We start from the raw sequence: 18,007 nt of genomic DNA, 5'->3' as shown, positions 1-18,007 counted from the left end.
CCAGCCCCCAGCGATCTTGCACTTCCTGCCTCCACAAAGCCACCCAAACGGGGCATACGTGCGACCAAAAGTGCAAGATCGCGGGGCAGGGTGTGCGGGCAGGGGCGGTGCGGGGGTTGGGTGGGAGTTAGGGAGGGGGGAAGAGGTGGTGGGTCAGGAGGGTTTCGCGGTGATCCTGGGCTTCGGGGCGGAGGCGGCCGCCCCGGGTGAGCATGACCATGCCGTGCAGGAGGCTCCAACCGAGTTCGGACAGGGTGTCCTCGTCGCGGCCGGCGGCCAGGGGGGCCAGGGCTGCGCGCAGTTCGTCGAAGGTCGCCGTGACCGTCTCGGGGGTCTGTTCCGCACCGAGGGTCAGGTCGGGGGTGTAGGCGAACATGGCGTCGTACACCTCGGGGTTGGCGTACGCGAAATCCAGGTAGGCCGCCACCACTGCCGGCCAGCCGTGGGTCGGGGTGTCGGCGGTCGTACGTGCGGCGGCCAGCGCGGCGGCCAGGTCGGCGAAGCCGCGTACCGCGACCGCAGCTACCACCGCGTCGCGATCGGCGAAGCGTTCGTAGAGTTCGCCGAGATCGACAGCGGCGCGTTCCGCCAGTCGGCGGGCTGTCACCGCCGCCCAGCCCTCGGCCTCGGCCAGCTGCCAGGCGGTGGTGACGATCGCGTCGCCACCGCGCTTCACGTCTCCGTGCTCAGCTCCGGACACCCCGCCGAGCCTAGTGGCGGCCCCCTCCCCACAACTCTTCGCGACGGATTGGCGACTCTCCGCGATGACAGGTGAGTGATCGACTCCGTTACGCCGTAGTGGCGGGGTTGATCCCGCCGGGACACCGCCACTACGGCGTAACGGAGTCGATCACCACCGGAGCAGCCCACCCCAGGCCAGAGCTGGCGCAGGACCAGGCAGGCCGCGCAGGCGCAGGCCCGGACGGAGGCAAGCCCGGACAGACACAGGCCAGGGCCGTCGCAGGCCCGGGCAGGCGCAGGCCCGGACAGACGCAAGCCCGGACAGACGCAAGCCCGGACAGACGCAAGCCCGGACAGGCGCAAGCCCGGACAGGCGCAAGCCCGGACAGGCGCAGGCCCGGGCAGGCGCAAGCCCCGACGAAGGCGGGCCCGGGCGGGCGCAGGCGCCGGGGCGGCCCCGGGGCTACCGGCGGAGGGTGAGGATGAGGTCGGCGACCAGGGCGGTCCAGCCGGTCTGGTGCCAGGCGCCGAGGCCCGCGCCGTTGTCGCCGTGGAAGTATTCGGGGAAGGCGATCAGGTCCCGCCAGTCCGGGTGGGTCTGGAACAGTTGCGCCGCGCCGTAGATCGGCCGGCGGCCCCAGCCGTCGCGGGTGAACAGGGCGATCAGTCGGGCGGAGAGGTCGTCGGCGATCTCGTCGAGGGTCCGCTTCACGCCGGATCGGGTCGGGTACTCGACCTGGAGGTCGTCGCCGAAGAACGCCGCGTGGTCGCGCAACGCGCTGATCAGCAGGAAGTTCGTCGGCATCCAGATCGGGCCGCGCCAGTTGGAGTTGCCGCCGAACAGGCCGCTCGTCGACTCGGCCGGCTCGTAGCCGACGGAGAACTCCTGGCCCCCGAGGGTGACCGTGAACGGCTTGTCCAGGTGGGCGCGGGAGAGGGTACGCAGGCCGTACTCGGAGAGGAACTCGTCGGTGTCCAGCATCCGGGCGAGCAGCCGGACGATCTGTTCCGGGCCGCACATGGACAGTAGTCGCTGCTGGCGGCCGTCCGGGCCGATCCGCCGGGCGCCGATCACCGAGGCGTACTCGGGGCGGTTGGTGAGGAACCAGCGCAGCCGCGCGCCCAGCTCGGGCAGGCGGTGCAGGGTGCGCGCGGGTAGTCGGGTCACCGCGGCCAGTGGCAGCAGCCCGACGACCGAGCGCACCTTCAGCGGGACCTTTGTGCCGTCGGCCAGCCGCAGCACGTCGTAGAAGAACGCGTCCTCGTCGTCCCACAAGCCCTGGTCGTACGCGGCTGCGGCGATGTACGCGAAGTGTTCGAAGAACTTCGTCGCCGTGTCCACCCAGGTGCGGTCGTGTTCGGCAAGCACGATGGCGATGTCGAGCAGGTTGAGGGCGTACATCGCCATCCAGCCGGTGCCGTCGGACTGCTCCAGCGTCCCGGCCACGGGTAGCGCCGCCGACCGGTCGAACGGGCCGACGTTGTCCAGCCCGAGGAAGCCGCCTTCGAAGACGTTGTTGCCGCCGGTGTCCTTGCGGTTGACCCACCAGGTGAAGTTCATCAGCAGCTTGTGCATCATCCGGGCCAGGAAGTCGTGGTCCCGGCTGCCGTCGATCTCGAAGACCTTCAACGCGGCCCAGGCGTGCACCGGCGGGTTGACGTCACCGAAGGCCCACTCGTACGCCGGGATCTGCCCGTTGGGGTGCAGGTACCACTCGCGCAGCAGGAGCAGCAGTTGCTCCTTGGCGAAGCCGGGGTCGACCCGGGCGATTGTCACGCAGTGGAAGGCCAGGTCCCAGGCGGCGTACCAGGGATATTCCCACGGGTCCGGCATGGAGATGACGTCGAAGCTGGTCATGTGCCACCAGGCGCTGTTGCGCCCGTGCCGGCGTCCGGCCGGCGGTGTCGAGCCCGGGTCGCCTTCCAACCAGCGTTTGACGTCGAAGTGGTAGAACTGCTTGCCCCACATCAGCCCGGCGATGGCCTGTCGGGCGATCGATGCCTCGTCGGCGCTGGCCTTGGCCGGGATGATCCCGGCGAAGAAGCGGTTCGCCTCGGCGCGGCGGGCCCAGACCACGGCGTCGAATCCGTCGCCCAGGTCGGCCGGCGGCGGGTCGCCGTCGCCGGGCGGTGGGGCGGTACGGGTCAGCCTCAGCCGGATCTGCCGTTGCGCGCCGGCCGGCACGTCCAGGACGTAGTGCAGCGCCCCCTTGGTGCCGGTCAGTTCCGGGTTCACCGTGTCGGCTCCGGTGACCACGTGGTCGTTGATGCCGTCCTTCGGGTACGGGGTGCGGCTGGGCAGCCCCCACAGCCGTTCGGCGTTGCTGTCGTTGTCGCACAGCAGCGGGGTCGGCTCACCGTCGCCTTCGAGCACGATCTGCCCGAGGACCCAGTGGTCGCCGACCAGCCGACTGCCCTGCCCGACGAGGCGGGGCACCCGGTCGTCGGTGCCGGGCAGCCCCCAGCCCCAGGTGTTGCGGAACCACAGGTGCGGCAGCACGTGCAGCCGGTCGGCCTGCTCGCCCCGGTTGGCCACGGTCACCACGATGCACAGATCCGTCGGGGTGGCCTTGGCGTAGTCGACGGTCACCGCCCAGTACCGGTCGTCGTCGAAGATGCCGGTGTCGACCAGCTCATACTCGGTGTCGTCGCGGCCGCGCAGCGCGTTGACCGCGACGAGTTCGTCGTACGGGAAGGCGGCCTGCGGGTAGTGGTAGCGCCAACGCATCCACGAGTGGGTGGGCGTGGAGTCCTCGTACCACCAGTACTCCTTGACGTCCTCGCCGTGGTTGCCGCCGTCGCCGCCGAGGCCGAACATCCGTTCCTTGATGATCGGATCGCGCCCGTTCCACAGCGCGAGGGCGAAGCAGAACGTCTGCCGGTCGTCGCACACGCCCGCCATGCCGTCCTCGGACCAGCGGTAGGCTCGGGACCGCGCGTGGTCGTGGGGGAAGTAGTCCCAGGCCGTGCCGTGCTCGCTGTAGTCCTCCCGTACCGTGCCCCACGCCCGCTCGGACAGATAGGGACCCCATGCGCGCCAGTCCTGCTCGCCGGCGTCGGCCTGGGCGAGTCGGAGGCGTTCGGCGTCCGGGGCGGAGGGCGAACCGTCAGTGATCACCTTTACATCTTCGATGCCGCTGGGGTACTTCACCACAGCGACCATTGTCGTCGTGTCGTGTTACACCTCGCCGCCGGTGGAGGAAAGTTGATCGAGATTCGCTTCGGTTCGCAGGTCTGCGGGGAGCTGACCAGCGCTGCCAGCCGGGAATGGCTGGTGCCCGACGGTCTCGGCGGGTACGCCATGGGCACCGTCGCCGGGCTGCGTACCCGCCGGTATCACGGGCTTCTGGTGGTTCCCGGAGAAACCCCGGCTTCCCGCAAGGTGGGACTGGCCAGTCTCGATCCGGCGGTGCTGCTGCCCTCGGGTGCCCGGGTGCGCCTGGGCGCGCACGAGTGGGCCTCCGGCGACGTCGACCCGCGCGGGTTCGAGTTGCTGGAGCGGTTCGACCTGACCGACGGGCTGCCCCGCTGGCGGTGGCGGATCGGTGACGTGGTGATCGAACGGGAGCTGGCCATGCTGCCGGGTCGCTCCTGTGTGGCGGTGGTGCACCGGCTGGTCGGCGGCGGGCCCGTCGAGTTGGAGTTGGCCGCCGCCTGCACCTGGCGCGACGCGCACGGTGAGCGTCGGGCCGACGGTCCGCCGCTGCGGATGGATCCGGTCGACGGTGGCGCGGTGATCGAGGGGGCGTACCGGCTGTCCGGGCCGGGCTGGACGCCGCAGGGTCACTGGTGGCGCGGCGCCTACCACCGGGAGGAGGCGGCGCGCGGCCTGCATCCGGAGGAGGACCTGTGGTACGCGGGTCAGTTCCGCGACACGCTGCGCCAGCCGGGCGACACGGTGTCGGTGCTGGCCTGGGCCCACGATCCCGCCCCGGCCCCTCCGCCGGCAACCGAGGTGGTGGCGGCGGCGCGGCGACGTAACCGGGAGGTGGTGGCGTCGGCCAAGCCCGCCGACGACGTCGAGGCCACCCTGGCGTTGGCCGCCGACGCGTTCGTCGTACGCACGAACGACGCCGCGGTGGACGTGGTCGCCGGCTACCCGTGGTTCGGCGCCTGGTCGCGGGACACGATGATCTCCTACGAGGGCCTGTTCCTGTGCACCGGTCGCGCGGATCTCGGCCGGGAGCTGCTGCGCTCGTACGCGGCGACGCTGTCGGAGGGGATGCTCGCCAACACCGCCGACACCGGTCGGGTCGAGTACAACACCGTCGACGGAACCCTGTGGTTCCTGCACGCGGTCAGCCGGCACGTGACAGTCACCGGCGACACCGACCTCGGTGACGAGCTGCTGCCGGCGTTGCGCGGCGTCGTCGACGCCCACCTGGCCGGCACCCGGTACGGCATCGCCGTCGACCCGGCCGACGGGCTGCTCACCTCCGGTGCCCCGGGGGCCGCGCTGACCTGGATGGACGCCCGGGTGTACGGGGTGCCCGTCACCCCCCGTCACGGCAAGCCGGTCGAGGTCAACGCACTCTGGATCAACGGGGTGGCCGGGGTCGCCGAGCTGGCCGAGTTGGCCGGGCAGGACGCCGACGGGCTGCACCGGCTGCACGAGCAGGCGGTCACGGCGTTCCGCCAGCGTTTCCCCGCCCCGGCGGGATGGCTGCACGACGTGCTCGACGCACCTGCGCCCGCGTACCCGTTGGGTGGTGCGGCCTTTCACGACGACGATCTGCTGCGACCGAACCAGCTGCTGGCCTGGTCGCTGCCGAACGCGCCACTTGCGCCGGACCCGCGGGCGGTCGGCCTGGTCGGTGCCGCGCTGCTCACTCCGCTGGGCCTGCGCAGCCTGTCCCCCGAGTGCCCCGGTTACCTCGGCGGGCACCGGGGTGGGCCGGCCGAGCGGGACGGCGCCTACCACCAGGGCACCGTCTGGCCGTGGCTGATCGGCCCGTACGCCGACGCCGCCCGCCGGGCCGGGCTGCCGGTCGGCGAGTTGTTCGTCGGTCTGGAGGCGCACCTGAGCGAGTACGGCCTCGGCTCGGTCAGCGAGACCGCCGACGGCTCGGCCCCGCACACCGCCACCGGCTGCCCCTTCCAGGCCTGGTCGGTGGCGGAACTGCTGCGGGCCCGCCGGTGACACGCACCGACGGGCCCTCGCGCTACTGAGCGCGGCGTTGGTGGGACGCCCCCCGGGCGCCCCACCAACCGATCAGTTCAGACCCGCTGCCACGGCGGCCTGACGGCCACCGACGATCGGCAGGGTGATCCGGGTGCTGTCGAAGTGCACCGTGATCTCGGCGCGGGTCTGCTTGGCCCGGCTGCTGTAGCCGGAGTACGAGCCGAGCAGGACCACACCGATCTGGTGGCCGGCCTCGAAGACGTAGTCCTCGGGCTGCAGCGGGATGTCGACGGCGTTCTTCTCACCCGGCACCAGCGGGGTCGAGGTCCAGAGCGAGTCGAGGTTGAGCCCGTCGTAGATGCCCTTGGTGACCAGCTCCTGCGGGTTGCTCGCCACGTTCTTGACGACCTGCCGGTAGCAGGCCTCCTCGTTGTACCCACCGAAGGTGGCCGACTCGCCCCAGCAGTCCTCGGTGGTCAGCGTCCGGATGCCGTCACCGGAGGTGCTGAACCGCTCCCGGGTGCCGTAGTCGACGAGCAGACCGGCGAAGTTGGTGTCCTCACCGTTGACCGAGGCCTTGATCTTCACGATCGGGGTGCCGGAGATGTGCAGCGGCGCCTTCAGCGGCTCGGACAGGAACACCAGCCGGTTGTCCTTGTTGGCCGCCGGGTCCGACGGGTGCCGGATCGCGTTGGCCTGGCTCATCGTCGGGGTGTCGGTGAAGGTCGCCGTCTGCTTCTTGCCGCCGGGGGTCGACTTCACCGACAGGTCACCGGGGGCACCGTCGGTGCCGGGCCGCAGCCAGATCTCGGTCGGCTTCGAGCCGGGAATCGGCCAGTCGGCGTGGGTCTCCCAGACGTCCGGCAGCCGCTCGAGGTCGACCATCGGCTCGTGCATGATGCCGTTCTTGATGCCGTGGAGCCAGAAGTCGAACCAGCGGTGCAGGGTGTTCACCCACTCCGTACGACGGAAGTCGAACGGGTCGATGTGCCCGGTGCCGGTCAGCCACAGCTTGCGCTGGACCTTGTGCTTGGCCAGCTCGTACCACCACTTGCTGAAGTGGTCGGCCCGCACGTTGTCGTCGTTGATGCCGTGCACCAGCAGGACGCTGGCCTTCACCTTCTTGGCGTCCGGCAGGTAGTCCCGCTCCGCCCAGTAGGCGTTGTAGTCGCCGGTGACGTCGTCGCCGTCCTGGCCGAGCTGGGTGCGCACCGGGGCGCAGTAGGCCCGACGGCTCGGGTTGGTGACGGTGTTGGACAGGCTGCCCGAGTAGTTGTTGGCCCGGGTCACCAGGCCGTTGCTACGCGAGTAGTCGTACCAGCTGGCGATGGCCGAGATCGGCACGATGGTGGTCAGGCCCTTGACGCCGCTGGCGGCGGCCGCGTTGGCCAGGGTGCCGTCGTACGACTTGCCGATCATGCCGGTCTTGCCGTTGTGCCACTTGGCGACGACCTCGTTGCCGTCGGCGTCGACACCCTTACGGCGACCGTTGAGCCAGTCGATGGCAACCGGCGCGCTGACGTTGTCCGGGCGACCACCGCTGGTCGGGCAGCCGGTGGAGTTGTTGGTGCCGATCATGTCGAGCAGCACGACCGCGTAACCACGCGGCACGAAGTAGTTGTCGTAGAACAGCGGCCACCGGTCGAGCAGGCCGTCGCCGTCCAGGTCGACCTTGCACTCGCTGTCGTTGCCTCGGCACTGGGTCGAGTAGTAGGGGCTGGCGTCCATGATCACCGGCACCCGCAGACCGGCGTCGCTGGCCTTCGGGCGGATGATGTCCATCGCCACGACGTCGAGCGCGCCGTCGGCGTCGCTGTCGACGTCGGAGGTGACGAAGATCCGTTCACGGATCGCGTCGGCGTAGCCGAAGGCCGGCTGGGTGACGCCGTCCGCGATGACCAGTCCCGCAGGAGCCTTCGGGGGCCGCGCCGTCGCGGGGGTCACGGGCAGCATGGCCGCGGCCACCGTGACGGCCACCGCCGTGCCCCACCATCGCCTCGTGGTTCGCATCGTGTTTCTCCTTCCAGGCACCGGGTGCTGACCGCCGCACGCCGGTCCTGACGCACGGACCACGAGCCCCTCGGTGCTGTGTCCGAATAGAACCTACGAACCGGGCCGTGGCAGGTCATCAGACAGTTGTGGGAGGTGCGGGCCGCTCACTTCTACAGCTGTCGCAGAGCTGGTCGCAATGTCGCATCCCGCCCGTTCCTGACGATGTGATCAGGAGTACCGACCGGCTTTACAGCCCCGCAACCGGGATGTCTCCGCTGGTTATCTGGCTGCCAGCAGGATGGGTCGTGGTCCGGCCGCGCCAGCGACGCACCGCCCGCCGGGGGGCGGAACGAGGCTGCGCGCAGACAACTCAAAGGGGGCGCGTATGTCAACGAACGCCGACGTGATCGACATCAACCCCGTCCGTCCGCAGCGGGTGCTGATGTTGTCCTGGGAGTATCCGCCGGTCCTCGTCGGCGGCCTCGGTCGGCACGTGCACGCCCTGTCGGTGGCGTTGGCCGCCGCCGGCCACGAGGTCACCGTCGTCACCCGCCACGCCGACGGGGCAGCGCTCGAAGAACACGTCGACGGCGTACGCATCGTGCGGGCCGCCGAGGATCCGGTCACCTTCCCGCTGGCCACCGGATCGCTGCTGGCCTGGACGATGGCGTTCAACCACACGCTGACCCGGGCCGCGCTGCACGCCACCGACACGGCCGAGTTCGACGTCGTCCACGCCCACGACTGGCTTGTCGCGCACACCGCCATCACGGTGGCCGAGTACCTGCACCTGCCGCTGGTGACCACCATGCACGCCACCGAGGCCGGTCGGCACCAGGGCTGGCTGCCCGAGGAGATGAACCGCACCATCCACGGTGTCGAGCACTGGCTCAGCAACGCCTCCACCCGCCTGATCGCCTGCTCCGGCTACATGCGTGACCAGGTCACCACCCTGTTCGAGGTGCCGCAGGAGAAGGTGGCGGTGGTGCCCAACGGTGTCGACGACCGGGCCTGGCGGGCCCGCCCCCGCGCGGTCGCCTCGGCCCGCGCCCGCTTCGCCGGCGACGGCCCGTTGATCGGGTACGCCGGCCGGCTGGTCTACGAGAAGGGCGTGCAGCACCTGGTGGACGCCGTGCCACAGCTGCGGGACCGGCATCCGGGGCTGCGGGTGTTGATCGCCGGGGATGGGCCGTACCGGGGTGAGTTGGAGGAGCGGACCCGGCAACTCGGGCTCGGCGGGACCGTACGCTTCGCCGGTTTTCTCGACAACACCCAGCTGCCGGCGGTCCTCGGCGCTACCGACGCGACGGTCGTACCGAGTCTCTACGAGCCGTTCGGGATGGTGGCCCTGGAGGCGGCGGCGGCCGGCGCCCCCCTGGCCGTGGCCCGTACCGGCGGGCTGGCCGAGATCGTCGAGCCCGGCGTCACCGGGGTGACCTTCCCGCACAGCGACCCACCGGCGCTGGCCGGCGCGGTCGGCCAGCTCATCGGCGACGAGGTGTTCGCCCGCCGGGTCGCCCGGCTGGCCCGCAGCATGGTCGGCCGGCGGTACGGCTGGGCCACCATCGCCGCCCGCACCGCCCACGCCTACGCCGTCGCCCGCCGCGAACACGCTCCGGCGCAGGCCCGTCGTCCCGCCGTCGGCCTGCCGGCCCCCCGCCGACCGATCACCATCCCGCACGGCAACCTGCTCGTCGGCACCGCCGCCTGCTGACACCGTGCCCACCGCCTGCTGACACCGTGCCCACCGACGCCTGCTGACTCCGTGCCCGCCGGCACCTGCTGACTCCGTGCCCGCCGACGCCAGCAGCGGCTGGTGAGGCGGGTGCGGGGCACCAGTAGGCTCGCCTCGTGGAGTGGGAACGGCACAACGACGATGACCGGCTGCGCGTCTCCGACCGGGAGCGCGAGGAGGTCGTGGAACTGCTCGGCAAGGCCACCACCGAGGGCCGGCTCACCCTTGACGAATACACCGAGCGGGTCGGTGCGGCCCACGCCGCACAGACCCGGGGTGAGCTGGCCCGGCTCACCACGGATCTGCCGGGAGCGCCCGGCCGCTCCCCCGCTCGGCCGGGCGGACAACTCGCGCCGACGTCGGAGAAGCTGATGGCGGTCTTCGGCAGCGACGTACGCAAGGGCGCATGGCCGGTGCCGGAGCACATCGAGGCACGGGCCGTCTTCGGTGACTGCCGGATCGAGTTGCACGAGGCCCAGTTGCCCCGGCAGGTGACCACCGTCGACGCGAACGTGATCTTCGGCAGCATCACCATCGTGGTACCGGAGGGCACCGAGGTCCGGCTCACCGGCTCCGCGGTCTTCGGCGACAAGAAGTCCAAGATGAGCGGCCCAGCCACCCCCGGCGGTCCGGTCGTCGAGGTGCGCTGCCGCGTCGTCTTCGGTGACGTGACGGTCCGCCCGCCCCGCAAGCGCTGGAAGATGATCTGATCAACTCCCCCGCTGGCCGACATGCCGCGCGGGCGCGCCCGGGTAGATGGTCGCTAGTGTCCAGCACGCATTCCTCGGCATCCCGAGCCCTGCGCTTGGGATGCACCGACAACAGGTAGCACATGTGCTACGTTGGCTGTATGTACGAGGTTGGGCTGCGGGAGATGCGGCAGAACGCAAGCGACCTGGTTCGTCGCGCGCAGGGGGGCGAACGGGTGACGATCACTGTCGCCGGGCGCCCAGCAGCCGTGCTGGGCCCGGTCAGTCCTCGAACCTGGCGTGAGTGGGACGACCTTGCCGGCGTTTTCGACCAACCCACAGACCCGGGGTGGGCAAGTGATCGGGACCTGCTCGACGACGCCGTCACCGATCCGTGGGTTGAGCGGTGAGTCGCGGCATCCTCGACACCAGCATCCTTATCGCCAACGATGTGACTCCGATTCCCGGGGAACTGGCTATCAGCGTCGCCAGCCTCGCCGAACTTCAGTTCGGTGTCCTGGTCGCGAAATCCGCTGAGGCGAGGGCGCTCCGGTTGGCGCGATTGAGCGCCATTCAACGTCGATTTGATCCGCTGCCCATCGACGAGGCGATCGCCGACAGCTATGCACGATTGGCGGCACGCGTCGTCGAGACCGGCCGCCAGCCGCGAGCCAGGGTGATGGACCTGCTCATCGCGGCAACTGCACACGCCCATGACGCGGCCGTGTACACCCGCAACGCTGACGACCTTGCAGGACTCGAAGACCTCATCACGATCCACGCGATCTGACTCCACACTCCCGACCGACAGGACCCCGCCAGTACCGACGCCTCCGGTAGAGCTTCGCTGACTCCCGCCGTTTCGCCGAAACGGCGGTGTGTGGGGCGGTGGGAAGCCGCCGTTTCGGCGTAACGGAGTCGATCACCGGGTCAACCGGCCGCGCTGGCCGGCGTGGCGGCCTGGCGGCCCGAGTCGTGGCCCGGATCGTGGCCCGGGTCCTTCTCGCCGCTCGGCCGCACTCGGTCGGACAGGTACTGCGCGGCCCACTGTTCGAAGGAGGTGAGCGGGATGCCGAGGTCCCGGGCGAACTCCGGCCGGGCAGGCTGCCCGGCCACCTCCACGAAGCGGTGCGAAACCGCGCCGAAGGCCGGCATACCGGCCGCCAACGCCTCCTCGTCGGTCATCCTCGGCGCGGTCAGCGGCACACCGAGGGCGCGCGACATGATGTCGGCGATCTCGGCCATCGTCCGGTAGTCGCTTGCCAACTCCAGCTCGACCTGGTGGAAGCGCGCCGGTGCCGCGACAGCCGCCGCGGCCGCCCGACCGATGTCGTCGACCGCGACCAGGGACAACCGGGTCTCGGGCCGCAGCACGGTCACCAGCCCACCCTCGACGCCGCGGGGAAGCAGATAGGCCATCGAGGGCAGGAAGTTCTCCATGAACCACCCCGGCTTGATCAGCGTCCAGTGCGTGAAGCCGGCCGTGCGTACCCGATCCTGGATAGCGGTCTTGGCGTCGTAGTAGGGCCGCAGGCCCTCCCACCGACCTTCACCCCAGCCGGGGGCCTCGACGTGCTGCCCGGCACCGGAGACCGACGTGTGCACGAACTGTGGCACACCTGCGGCACGTGCCGCCTCGATCAGGTTGACGGCCTGGGTCACCTCGCCGTCGAAGTCCAGCGACTCCCCCTTCATCTGGGGCATCTGGACCGAGAAGACCGCGCGGGCACCCGTCGCGGCCGCCGTCAGGGAGTCACGGTCGTTGAGGTCACCGGTCCGCAGATCCGCGCCGAGCGCGGCGACGTCGCGCGCCCGGTCGGTCTCCGGGTCACGGACCAGCGCCCGGACGGGTACGCCCGCTGTGCACAACGCGCGGACGGTCGCACCGCCCTGTCGCCCGGTGGCGCCGACGACCAGAACGGGTGCGGGTTCGTTGGACATGAGGCCCCTCTCACTAAACGGCGTGGCCCGCCGTTTCTACTTCGGTAAGATACGGCGGGCCCCGCCACTTAGCAACCTCGGAGGTGAGAGACCATGACCGCTGCGCAGCGCGCCGACGCGCGGCGCAACTACGCCCGCCTGCTCGCCGTCGCGGTGCAGGAGGTTGCCGCACACGGCGCTGACGCGTCCCTGGAGCAGATCGCCCGCGTCGCCGGCGTGGGCTCCGGCACCGTACGGCGGCACTTCCCGAGCCGCCACGCACTGCTGGCGGCGGTCTTCCGCGAGCGCGTCGAGGCCCTCGCGACGCACGCCGCAGACCGGACCGACCGCGCCGACCCACGCGCCGCGCTGCTGGAATGGCTCAAGGCCGTCATCGCCTCTGCCACCACCATCAGCGGGTTGGCCGAGGCACTGAATCGCGACCGGGTGGCCGGCCCCGACGACACCCACGTCTACTGCGCCTGCGCGCAACTCACCGCCGCAGGCGAGCCACTGGTACGGCGCGCGTCCGCCGCCGGCGCCCTCGCACCAGGCGTGACGATCGACGACCTGCTCACGCTGATCACCGGCATCGCACTGGCCACCACCCACCACCCCGACCCCGCCGCCGCAGCCGCCCGCCTGCTCGACCTGGCCATCACCGGCATCAGCCCGGCGCGATGACGTCGCGCCGGCACACCGTCCGCTGATTGGTTCCGACCGCGACCGTTTCCCGACACTGTCCGGTGCCTGATCACCTGCCACGCTGGCCGCCTTGCCGTGCGGGCTCACCAGGGTTGACGGCAAGCTTGCGCGGGTCGAGGTCGACGGTGACGGGTAGGTGGTCGCTGGCGGCGCGGGTGGTGGGGTTGTCGACGACCGTGAGCGACCTGACCGCCCGGAGAACCGGCTGGGTGGCGTGGATGGTGTCGACGCGCCGGGCGATGCCCCGAATGCCGTAGGGGCAGGTGGGCCAGTGCCCGGTGGTGGCCTTCCACGGGCTGCGGGTGGCGGCGGCGACGTCGTGGAGACCGCCGGCTTCCCAGGCCTGCGCGGGTCGACGGTCGGCGCGGTGCCGTTGGCTGGGGTGGGTCGGTTCGTGGCACTGGTGGACGAGGTCGGGCCACCAGGGTCGACCGGTGTAGGGGTCGGGGTCGTAGTCGGCGCCGTTGGCGCGGGCAGCACCGATCGAGTTGAAGTCGGAGCCGATCAGGGCCAGTTCGTGGGGGCGGGTGAGGGCGGCGAGGACCGCTTCGGCCTGGTCGATGCGGCGGTGCCGGCCGTAGGCGGGGGCGTGGTAGGAGGCGAACGTGATCGGCTGGCCGTCGATCCGGAAGGCCAGCCGCACCATGGAGCCGTAGCCGAGGCCGCGCCACCCGCCGTCGTAGTGGACGGCGGGGCTGTAGGCCCGGAAGGTGTGCGGTAGCGGCGTGAGGCCGGGCCGCCAGAGCAGCGCCGTGTGCACGGTGTGGTCGCCGACGGCGACGGCGTGGATCGCGCGGGCGCTCCCGTTGGTGGCGACGGTGCTGGTCAGGCCGGTGCGGTCGGCGAGTTCCGCGGCGAGGCGGGCGGCGCTAGCGGGTGGGCTCCTGAGTTCCTGGACGGCGATGACGTCCGGTTCGAGGCTGCGGATGGTGTCGATGACCCGCCGCTGCCGGTTGGCCTCCCGGACGCTGTTGGCGCTCAGGGTCAGGTCGAGCATGTTGTAGGTGACGAAACGCAGGGCGGCGGTCACAGTGACCGCCGGTGCGGCCTGGTGCGCGGGAACGGGCTCCGACCACCACTGGCGGGGGCACCCCGCCACATCCGCCAGATCACCGGCCCTTCCGTGGGCAGCACGATGGTGGGGCCGGCGTGGTAGCCGAGGCGGAGGTAGAGCCGCCGGTTACGCATGTTGCTGGCTTCCAGGTACGCCGGCAGGCCGAGCTGGTCGAGACGACGGTGCTGGTCGGCGAGGAGCGCGGCGCCGATGCCCCGGTTCTGCCGGGTCGGGTCGACGGCCAGGTAGGCGAGGTAGTGGTGCGGCTCGTCGGGATGGAAGGCGTCGAACATCTCCTCCAGCAGCACGAACTTCGGGGCGTACGGGCCCGCGATGTGTTCCAACGTGGCCAGGCGGCTGCGGGTGTCGACCGGGGCGGGTTCGAGGCGGGGGTACCAGATCGCGACGGCCCTCTGGTCGCCTGTGGTGTAGACCTGCCCGTGCTCCAGCCCGTGATACACGGCGTCCTTGAAATACCGGTAGTAGACGGTCCGCCGGTCGGCCGGATCGGGAATGAGCCAGTCGGCGAGCGGACCTTCGTGGAACGCCTCGGCGAGGACGCCGATCAGCGGCCCGGCATCGGCGGCGGTGGCGGGGCGGACGAGCAGATCGTGATTGCTGACGGTCACGGCAGCTCCCTGGTCAGGCGGGTTGGCGGACGGTGTCGGGGGCGAGCCGGGGGCCGGTGTCACGGTCCGCGCCCAGGCCGACTGCGGCGTACACCTCGGGGTTTGTGGTGCGCAGGACCAGCGCCCATGCGATGCCGAGCAGCGCGACGGCGGCGTACGCGGCGGGGAACGTCCAACGCAGCGGCGAGTCCGGCGCGACGCCGAGCAGCGTGGCGAACTCCCGCAGCGTCACGGTGAGGATCCCGCCCAGCGCGACAGTGGCCAGGCCCGGTGCGATAAGTGAGCGCCATGGTCCTTCGGTGTGCGTGCTGCGGGCGAAGAAACCGATCACGGCGGCGGAGGTGACCGTCATCAGGATCAGCACCCCGAGCCCACCGGTGACGGTGACCCAGAAGAACAGGTGCACGATCGGATCGGCCCCGGCCACGGCATAGCCGACCAGCACGGCGAAGGCGAGCCCACTCTGGACGAGGGAACCGACCTTCGGGGCACCGGTACGCCGGCTGGTGCGACCGAACACGGCGGGCAGCACCCGTTCCCGGCCGAGCGCGAACAGGTACCGGGCCACGGTGTGGTGAAACGAGAGCAGCGCGGCGAACAGCGACGTGATGAACAGGACCCGGGCGACGGTGACGATGCTGTCGGCCAGGTACGGCGACACCAGATTGAAGATCAGGTCGGTGCCGTCGGCGCGGGCCGCCGCCACGATGCGGTCCGGGCCGGTGGCCACCGACATCGCCCAGGCGGACAGCCCGTACAGCAGGCCGGTGACGGCGACCGCGATGTAGGTGGCGCGGGCGATGGTGCGCCGTGGGTCCTTGGTCTCCTCGCTGAACACGACGGTGCCCTCGAAACCGACGAACCCGGTGATCGCGGTGACCAGCGCCGCGCCGATGCCGGCGGCGAAGACGTGCGAGGGGGCGAGGGTGTCGAAGCTGACCGTCCCGTCGGCCGGGTGGGTGACCATGATGGCGTCGAAGGTCAGGGCGACGACGCATTCGGCGACCAGGACGACGGCGAGGACCCGACCGTTGAGGTCGATCCGGGCGACGCCGAGCACCGCGACGACCGCCCACACCGCGAGGGCGCAGCTCCACCAGGTCAGGCCGACGCCGTACCGGTCGTTGAGGAACTGGGCGGTGACCGCGCCGGCCCCACCGTAGAGCCCGATCTGCATGGCGTTGTAGGCGAGCAGCGCGACCATGGCAGCGCCGACACCGGCCGGGCGACCGAGCCCTCGGGTGACGTAGGTGTAGAAGGCGCCCGCGTTGACGATCCGGCGGGACATCGCCACGTAGCCGACCGCGAACAACGCGAGCACGGCCGCCACCAGCAGATAGGACACCGGGATGCCGGTGACTCCGGTGACGGCGTACCCGGTGGTCGCGCCGCCTGCGACGACGGTGAGTGGTGCGGCGGCGGCGATCACGAAGAACACCACCGACGGGATACCGAGCCGCCCGCGCGCGAGGACGGCGGAGACGGTGTCGGGTTTCGAGTGGGACATGGGTTCTCTCTCGACGAGAAGGGATGAATGCAGGACGGTCAGGTGGTGCGGTGGCTCAGTACGGCGCTGCCGACGACGGCACCGAGGTCGGCGAGCAGGTCCCGCAGCGGTGGCGGGGCCTGCTCGACCTGCTGGCGCAGGAACGCACGCACGGCGTGGGGTGTGCCGTCGAGCAGGATCGGATCGAGCTGGGTGTGCATCGCCAGACCGGCGAGGGCAACGTCGAAGGCGTTGAGGCGTTGGTGGTTGCGCAGCTGGAAGGAGAGCCGGGCCCACGACCAGGCGGCCGTGTTCATGTCCGCCGGTACGTAGACGGTGCGCTGCCGCCACAGCCGACCGACCTGCTGCTGGCGGAGCAGCCCGAGCTGCCACATCCGGGTGGCCACCTGCTGGTAGGCGGCGGTGGCGAAATACGCCAACCAGGTACGGGTCTCGGTGTGACGCGGCTCCGCGACCAGGCGATCGAGGACGAGGTGTTGCAGCCAGTCCTTCGGCGGGACAGTGTTGGTCACCCGCAGGCGGCGGCCCTCGAAGGTCACCCGGCCCTCGCCGTACAGCTCGGCGAGCAGCGCGGCAGCGAGACCGTACGCTGTCGCCGACTCGAACAGCCGCGACCGGCCGGTCTGGTCGTCGTGCGCCAGGTAGAAGAACTCGTCGGCGAGCCGTACGGTGCTCGGCATCGCGGCGCTGCCGACGGCGCGCACCGGCCGGGCCGGCTCGACCGGCGTCGGATGCTCGCGCAGGTGTGGGGCATGGTGGTCGCCGTGGGGTGTGCTGTTCACCGCGGCTGGCCTTCCTCGGTCGAATCGTCGATGGGAAACCCGAGCTGCCGAAGGAGCTTTCGGCCGCCGGGATGGCGACCGAGTTCCTCGATCGCCCAGGTGTGCTGCCCGCACCCGTCGCCCTGACAGTGGAAGCAGGTGCGCTCGTTGCGGTGCTGGAGCACGGTGTTTCGCGCGGACTCGAAGCGATCCACATCCCGGTCGCTCTCGTCTGTGCCGGTCACCTCGCCCGCCTCTGGTCATGCAGCGCAGCGACCTTGACCCGCACCTCCATGCAGGGCGGATGCCGGTCGACGTGCGGGTAGTCGCACTCCGGCCGGTGACCGAGCACCCACACCCACTCGTCCGCCCGATTCGGTAGGTCACGGACGCAGACGACGGTGACGGCCACGGGGGTGCCGGGGGTCAGGTCGCGGCCGTACGACCAGTCACCCGGATCGAGCCGCAGCAGCGTCCCCGCCGCGACCTCAGGCACCGCCCGCCCCATGCTCCACCTCCTGCCGTCCGCTCTGGTCGGATTGCCTGCCCTGGTCGCCGCCCCCGCCGTTTCGGGGTTGATCAAGAGGTTTTGGCCTTCGGGGGTGCCCCTCGGCAACCAAAACCTCTTGATCACTCGGGCGGGTGGAAGCCGAGACGCGGCGGGTGGGGTGGAGGCCGAACGGGGGGAACGGGTGGTCGGCGTTGGCCGGTACGAACCACTTGATGCGCACTGCCATCACCCTTCTGCGAGAGATGCGCGGCCGGGCCCCTCCCCGACACCGGCTGCGCACGTGACCGATTGGACGCAGCGTCCTGTTGCCCGACGAAGAGGCACGGATACTGCGCCGGCTTGTTCGTGGCCTCCGCGACGAGTCCCTTGCCAATAAGGGCGTCGGCACCAACGTGGAAGCGCATTGACCATGGCAACCGGTGCCGGTGATAGGGAACCCGCGCGACGGGTCAGGCTGTCCGGAGTAGTTCGGGCTGATCCTGACGACTAGCGCGACTAGTCGCCTTGACTAGTGCGGCGGCGAGCGGGGGTGGCCGAACGATGACTGTTCGTTATGCTGCTCTCACTTCCCTCCGTCGATGGGGCTGTCGTGAACGTAGATCGTTTTTCGCAGATGACGTACCCCGACCACTCGTGGTGGGATGAAGGCTCTTCGAAGTTGAGCGGGGTGCGCTGATCGATCCGGCCCGGAGATGAGGGCT

Annotated in this window: 16 protein-coding genes; 6 read left to right on the top strand and 10 right to left on the bottom strand. The window is 70.7% G+C overall.

Features of this window, described 5'->3' with window-relative positions:
• Nucleotides 1–127: 127 nt before the first annotated feature.
• The gene (locus C1A38_RS28010) at nt 128–700 is read right to left on the bottom strand and encodes a TetR-like C-terminal domain-containing protein (RefSeq protein WP_233197067.1); all 573 of its coding nucleotides are present in this window, start codon (nt 698–700) and stop codon (nt 128–130) included.
• Between the two features lie 444 nt (nt 701–1,144).
• Nucleotides 1,145–3,844, bottom strand: coding sequence for an MGH1-like glycoside hydrolase domain-containing protein (locus C1A38_RS28005; RefSeq protein ID WP_102660700.1), 2,700 nt, complete (start codon nt 3,842–3,844; stop codon nt 1,145–1,147).
• 42 nt (nt 3,845–3,886) lie between these two features.
• Between C1A38_RS28005 and C1A38_RS28000 the strand changes: the two genes are divergently transcribed.
• Nucleotides 3,887–5,821: an amylo-alpha-1,6-glucosidase gene (locus C1A38_RS28000; protein WP_102660699.1), complete on the top strand. Its 1,935-nt coding sequence runs from the start codon at nt 3,887–3,889 to the stop codon at nt 5,819–5,821.
• Nucleotides 5,822–5,893: 72 nt separating this feature from the next.
• Here C1A38_RS28000 and C1A38_RS27995 read toward each other — a convergent pair whose 3' ends face one another.
• Nucleotides 5,894–7,813 carry a Xaa-Pro dipeptidyl-peptidase gene (locus tag C1A38_RS27995; RefSeq protein WP_102660698.1) on the bottom strand — a complete coding sequence of 640 codons (1,920 nt, stop codon included), beginning with the start codon at nt 7,811–7,813 and terminating at the stop codon, nt 5,894–5,896.
• A gap of 367 nt (nt 7,814–8,180) precedes the next feature.
• On the opposite strand from C1A38_RS27995, the gene C1A38_RS27990 reads away from it, so the two are divergent.
• The 4 genes from C1A38_RS27990 (at nt 8,181) to C1A38_RS27975 (ending at nt 11,009) form a co-directional block, all read left to right on the top strand.
• Nucleotides 8,181–9,509, top strand: coding sequence for a glycosyltransferase family 4 protein (locus tag C1A38_RS27990; protein ID WP_199180353.1), 1,329 nt, complete (start codon nt 8,181–8,183; stop codon nt 9,507–9,509).
• A 137-nt stretch (nt 9,510–9,646) separates the two neighbouring features.
• Nucleotides 9,647–10,240 (top strand): DUF1707 SHOCT-like domain-containing protein, encoded by a 594-nt coding sequence (locus tag C1A38_RS27985; protein ID WP_102660697.1) that lies wholly within the window; start codon nt 9,647–9,649, stop codon nt 10,238–10,240.
• Between the two features lie 122 nt (nt 10,241–10,362).
• On the top strand, nt 10,363–10,629 hold the full coding sequence (locus tag C1A38_RS27980) for a type II toxin-antitoxin system Phd/YefM family antitoxin (RefSeq protein ID WP_353505542.1): 267 nt from the start codon (nt 10,363–10,365) through the stop codon (nt 10,627–10,629).
• Nucleotides 10,626–11,009 (top strand): PIN domain-containing protein, encoded by a 384-nt coding sequence (locus C1A38_RS27975; RefSeq protein ID WP_102660695.1) that lies wholly within the window; start codon nt 10,626–10,628, stop codon nt 11,007–11,009. The genes C1A38_RS27980 and C1A38_RS27975 overlap by 4 nt, the downstream gene beginning before the upstream one ends.
• A gap of 140 nt (nt 11,010–11,149) precedes the next feature.
• Here the strand turns inward: C1A38_RS27975 and C1A38_RS27970 are convergent, their stop codons facing one another.
• Nucleotides 11,150–12,160 (bottom strand): NmrA family NAD(P)-binding protein, encoded by a 1,011-nt coding sequence (locus C1A38_RS27970; protein WP_233197066.1) that lies wholly within the window; start codon nt 12,158–12,160, stop codon nt 11,150–11,152.
• 93 nt (nt 12,161–12,253) lie between these two features.
• Between C1A38_RS27970 and C1A38_RS27965 the strand changes: the two genes are divergently transcribed.
• Nucleotides 12,254–12,823, top strand: a complete 570-nt coding sequence (locus C1A38_RS27965; protein WP_102660694.1) for a TetR/AcrR family transcriptional regulator — start codon at nt 12,254–12,256, stop codon at nt 12,821–12,823.
• Between the two features lie 70 nt (nt 12,824–12,893).
• Here the strand turns inward: C1A38_RS27965 and C1A38_RS27960 are convergent, their stop codons facing one another.
• The 6 genes from C1A38_RS27960 to C1A38_RS27935 are packed head-to-tail and all read right to left on the bottom strand — an operon-like array spanning nt 12,894 to nt 17,303.
• Nucleotides 12,894–13,874 carry an endonuclease/exonuclease/phosphatase family protein gene (locus C1A38_RS27960; protein ID WP_102660693.1) on the bottom strand — a complete coding sequence of 327 codons (981 nt, stop codon included), beginning with the start codon at nt 13,872–13,874 and terminating at the stop codon, nt 12,894–12,896.
• Nucleotides 13,871–14,527: a GNAT family N-acetyltransferase gene (locus C1A38_RS27955; RefSeq protein ID WP_102660692.1), complete on the bottom strand. Its 657-nt coding sequence runs from the start codon at nt 14,525–14,527 to the stop codon at nt 13,871–13,873. The genes C1A38_RS27960 and C1A38_RS27955 overlap by 4 nt, the downstream gene beginning before the upstream one ends.
• Nucleotides 14,528–14,540: 13 nt before the next feature.
• Complete coding sequence (locus C1A38_RS27950; protein ID WP_102660691.1) at nt 14,541–16,034, bottom strand: APC family permease; 1,494 nt, start codon at nt 16,032–16,034, stop codon at nt 14,541–14,543.
• Nucleotides 16,035–16,072: 38 nt separating this feature from the next.
• The gene (locus C1A38_RS27945) at nt 16,073–16,816 is read right to left on the bottom strand and encodes a GOLPH3/VPS74 family protein (protein WP_102660690.1); all 744 of its coding nucleotides are present in this window, start codon (nt 16,814–16,816) and stop codon (nt 16,073–16,075) included.
• The gene (locus C1A38_RS27940) at nt 16,813–17,040 is read right to left on the bottom strand and encodes a hypothetical protein (RefSeq protein ID WP_102660689.1); all 228 of its coding nucleotides are present in this window, start codon (nt 17,038–17,040) and stop codon (nt 16,813–16,815) included. Before C1A38_RS27940 ends, C1A38_RS27945 begins: the two co-directional genes overlap by 4 nt.
• Nucleotides 17,037–17,303 carry a hypothetical protein gene (locus C1A38_RS27935; RefSeq protein WP_102660688.1) on the bottom strand — a complete coding sequence of 89 codons (267 nt, stop codon included), beginning with the start codon at nt 17,301–17,303 and terminating at the stop codon, nt 17,037–17,039. Before C1A38_RS27935 ends, C1A38_RS27940 begins: the two co-directional genes overlap by 4 nt.
• Nucleotides 17,304–18,007 lie beyond the last annotated feature (704 nt).

The organism is Verrucosispora sp. ts21 (assembly GCF_002879555.1).
Taxonomy (GTDB): Bacteria; Actinomycetota; Actinomycetes; order Mycobacteriales; family Micromonosporaceae; genus Micromonospora; species Micromonospora gifhornensis.
The sequence above is the reverse complement of the archived record's forward strand: the minus strand, read 5'-3'. Positions and strand labels throughout refer to the sequence as shown.

Bases quoted from the DNA above. Each gene is read 5' to 3' on its own strand.
- C1A38_RS28005 (WP_102660700.1), bottom strand. From the start codon at position 3,844: ATGGTCGCTGTGGTGAAGTACCCCAGCGGCATCGAAGATGTAAAGGTG.
- C1A38_RS27995 (WP_102660698.1), bottom strand. From the start codon at position 7,813: ATGCGAACCACGAGGCGATGGTGGGGCACGGCGGTGGCCGTCACGGTG.
- C1A38_RS27990 (WP_199180353.1), top strand. From the start codon at position 8,181: ATGTCAACGAACGCCGACGTGATCGACATCAACCCCGTCCGTCCGCAG.
- C1A38_RS27980 (WP_353505542.1), top strand. From the start codon at position 10,363: ATGTGCTACGTTGGCTGTATGTACGAGGTTGGGCTGCGGGAGATGCGG.
- C1A38_RS27970 (WP_233197066.1), bottom strand. From the start codon at position 12,160: ATGTCCAACGAACCCGCACCCGTTCTGGTCGTCGGCGCCACCGGGCGA.
- C1A38_RS27965 (WP_102660694.1), top strand. From the start codon at position 12,254: ATGACCGCTGCGCAGCGCGCCGACGCGCGGCGCAACTACGCCCGCCTG.
- C1A38_RS27950 (WP_102660691.1), bottom strand. From the start codon at position 16,034: ATGTCCCACTCGAAACCCGACACCGTCTCCGCCGTCCTCGCGCGCGGG.
- C1A38_RS27935 (WP_102660688.1), bottom strand. From the start codon at position 17,303: ATGGGGCGGGCGGTGCCTGAGGTCGCGGCGGGGACGCTGCTGCGGCTC.